Origin of the sequence: Streptomyces sp. NPDC018000 (assembly GCF_044328025.1) — a bacterium.
In the GTDB taxonomy this organism is placed as follows: domain Bacteria; phylum Actinomycetota; class Actinomycetes; order Streptomycetales; family Streptomycetaceae; genus Streptomyces.
In genome coordinates this window covers 1-2,928 of sequence record NZ_JBIRGM010000059.1, presented here as the reverse complement: position 1 = coordinate 2,928, position 2,928 = coordinate 1, and the positions used below count along the sequence as shown (strand labels likewise).

General features: G+C 67.9%; 2 protein-coding genes. One reads left to right on the top strand and one right to left on the bottom strand.

From position 1 onward, the window contains the following. The first annotated feature begins 253 nt into the window (after positions 1-253). On the top strand, positions 254-1,249 hold the full coding sequence (locus ACH4EW_RS32400; protein ID WP_398263138.1) for an IS701 family transposase: 996 nt from the start codon (positions 254-256) through the stop codon (positions 1,247-1,249). A gap of 614 nt (positions 1,250-1,863) precedes the next feature. Here the strand turns inward: ACH4EW_RS32400 and ACH4EW_RS32395 are convergent. After that, positions 1,864-2,631, bottom strand: a complete 768-nt coding sequence (locus ACH4EW_RS32395; protein ID WP_398263136.1) for a hypothetical protein — start codon at positions 2,629-2,631, stop codon at positions 1,864-1,866. Between the last annotated feature and the right edge of the window lie 297 nt (positions 2,632-2,928).

Sequence of the window (2,928 nt, the reverse complement as noted above, 5' to 3'; positions counted from 1 at the left end):
GACCATCACAATGTGTGGCCCCCCGGGGTGGGGTCGTTGATGCATGCACGTCCAGGCGTTCACCGCCAAGGGATGGCGAACGGGTGGCCGATTAGTACTCCAGTCTGACTTCGCGATCTTGTCGCGGACCCGGCTGGGAATGGGTACGGCCACCGCGTGATCATCGGGGGTTGTGTGGACTCCTGAAGATCGTGCGGTGGCCGCAGGCCATAGCGTAGACCCTGCCCGCTGGCGAGCGATGTTCGACCAGGCCATGGCCCGGATCGCGGGACGCTTCGGCCGAGTTGAGCCGCTGGCCACCGCCCGCTCCTACCTGCTCGGGCTGCTGTCGAACGTCGAACGCAAGAACTGCTGGCAGCTGGCCGAACAGGCGGGCCATACCCGGCCCGGGCCGATGCAGCGCCTGCTGCGCTACGCCCGCTGGGACGCCGATGCTGTCCGCGACGACCTGCGTGCCTACGCCGCCGAACACCTCGGCGCCGACGGCGCCGTTCTCGTTGTCGACGAGACCGGCTTCCTGAAGAAGGGCCGGTCCTCGGCAGGAGTGCAGAGGCAGTACACCGGCACCGCGGGACGCATCGAAAACACCCAGGTCGGTGTGTTCCTCGCACTGGCCACCAGCCGGGGACGGGCCCTGATCGACCGACGGCTCTACCTCCCCGAACACTCCTGGTCCAATGATCCCGAACGCCGCACCGCGGCCGGGATACCCGAGACGGTGCAGTTCGCCACCAAGCCCCGCCTGGCCGCCGAGATGATCACAGCCGCACTGGACGCCGGGATCACCGCTTCCTGGGTGACCGGCGACGAAGCCTACGGCCAGGACCCCCAGCTCCGCGCCGCCCTCGAAGCACGCGGCATCGGCTACGTGATGGCCGTCGCCTGCTCGATGCGGGTCAGAATCAACCACGGCCGCACCCTTGTCCGCGCGGACACCGTCGCCGGCCGCCTGCCCGCCACGGCCTGGCACCGGCACATCACGCTCGCCATGCTCGCCCTGGCCTTCCTGACCGCCCTCGCCGCCGACGCGGCACCGCAACGGCCCGCCGATACGCACCAGCCCGCCCGCAACCGCGATCCGATCACGCTTACCGTCCCGGAGATCCGCCGCCTCCTTGCCGCCGTCTTCAACCCACCGGCCGTGACCGCGGCCAGGCTGCTGCACTGGTCCATCTGGCGCAGACGCCACCAGGCAACAGCCCAATGCAGCCACTACCGACGACGAACCGCCGACGAACCCACTGGATAGATCACGAAACCGTACTGGAGTATTAGAACCCCGGCCATCCGAAAACCGCAGATCAGAGGAACGAAACCGCTATTTTCATTCATTTTCGTCCAGGTGCCATTGCCGAAGCGGGGCATCGGATGCCATGGTCCCTGCAACGCTGCCTCCGGCACTCGCTGCCGAGGTCCCCTGGCGTCGTGGCTGCACCATGAAACAGGGACCGGGCTCACCGCGTTCCAGCGCGGCGCCCACGAGGGGGCGCATCCCCACGCGGATGCGCCCCTCCGATCGTCCGGCCAGCCAGACCGGCTGCCCCTCAGCACCCCGCGGGACTCAGACATCCACGCCCGGTCACGGTGCGAGCCCTGGACCACTCCGCAGGTCCAGGGTGTGACTGAGCGCGCTACTTGGCCAGGCTGGCCAAGCAGCGCGCTCAGGTTTCTGCGCCGCGCACTTCGCTCGCAGGGAGCGGACTTCAGAGCGGCGTTAGGTCGGCCAGCCCAGGGGATCGGACTTTGCTTGAACACAAGGAGTTCCGACCCCTGCGGCGTCGGCTACAGGTCGATGAGGCCCCCGGTCCGGCCGGTCCGGATGATGACGGTTCTGCGAGGGGAGACGGTGCGCGCACGCGTCGCCTACCGCACGGCGACGTAATCCCCGGTCGACGACTTCGCCCCGGAGGTGGAGTTCCCGTAGTACGTCCACCGCCACGTCCCCGGCCCGGTGGCCTTCACCGTGGTCCTGAGCGCCCCCGTACCACTCGACGTCGCCTTCTTGACCGTCGTGTACGAGGAGGCGCCCGCCGTCTTGAACTGCAGGCTCACCGTGCGGCCCGCGTACCCCTGGTACGTGTGGGTGTCCCAGTTCGCCCGTGTGACCCGCCCGGTCACGGTGATCGTCTTCCCTGCCGCGACCGGCTCAGGCGAGGCGTTGACGGTGACGCGTGCGGCCCGCTTGACCTGCAACGGGAGGTTCAGGTCGTCAGTGTCATGGGCGTCACCGGCGAGAAAGACCCGAGCGGCAGTCTTCCAGGTGCCGGCGTCCTCGTTCCCGAAGTCAAGGTGCCGCGGGTCGATGTACAGCCATTCGTCGAAGTCGCAGATTCCCTTCGCCCTGTCCACGACCTTGCAGTCGCTGGTGATGATGGCGCTGTGCGGGGTGTCCCCCGTGTCGGGCTTTCCCCGGTAGGGGAACACCGTCGGCCCGAAGTCGTATGTGAGCGTGGTCGTCATCCGGAAGACCGCGTGCACCTCGACCTCCTCCTTGACCCCGATCACGATCGGTTTCCCACCGTTCACCGCGACCCGGGTGAAGGAGACCCCGCCCTCCGCCGCCCCGGCCGGCACCGCCGCCACCCCTGTGAACACGACCGCCGCTCCACCGGCCAACACCGCTCTCCACATCGTCTTCCCCACCTACGAGCACATCCTTTCCCCTGCAGCCTGAACCGAGCGCGTGGGCGCACCGGCCAGAGGTTCATCCTCAGTGGCTGACTGTGGGACAGGGGAGGGCTGTACGCGGTTGTACGCGGTGCGGCAACGATTTGATCACCACGGCATCGCCCTGGCCCGGTTCCACGGGAGGGGCCCCGATGGCTTCACGAAGCCCTCTCTGACATCGTTGGGTGAGACACCCTAGCGTGATCAGTTAGCCTGGGTGGACGAACGAGCAGGAGAACCACCCGTATGACCAGCACCAGC

Bases quoted from the DNA above. Each gene is read 5' to 3' on its own strand.
- ACH4EW_RS32400 (WP_398263138.1), top strand. From the start codon at position 254: ATGGCCCGGATCGCGGGACGCTTCGGCCGAGTTGAGCCGCTGGCCACC.
- ACH4EW_RS32395 (WP_398263136.1), bottom strand. From the start codon at position 2,631: ATGTGGAGAGCGGTGTTGGCCGGTGGAGCGGCGGTCGTGTTCACAGGG.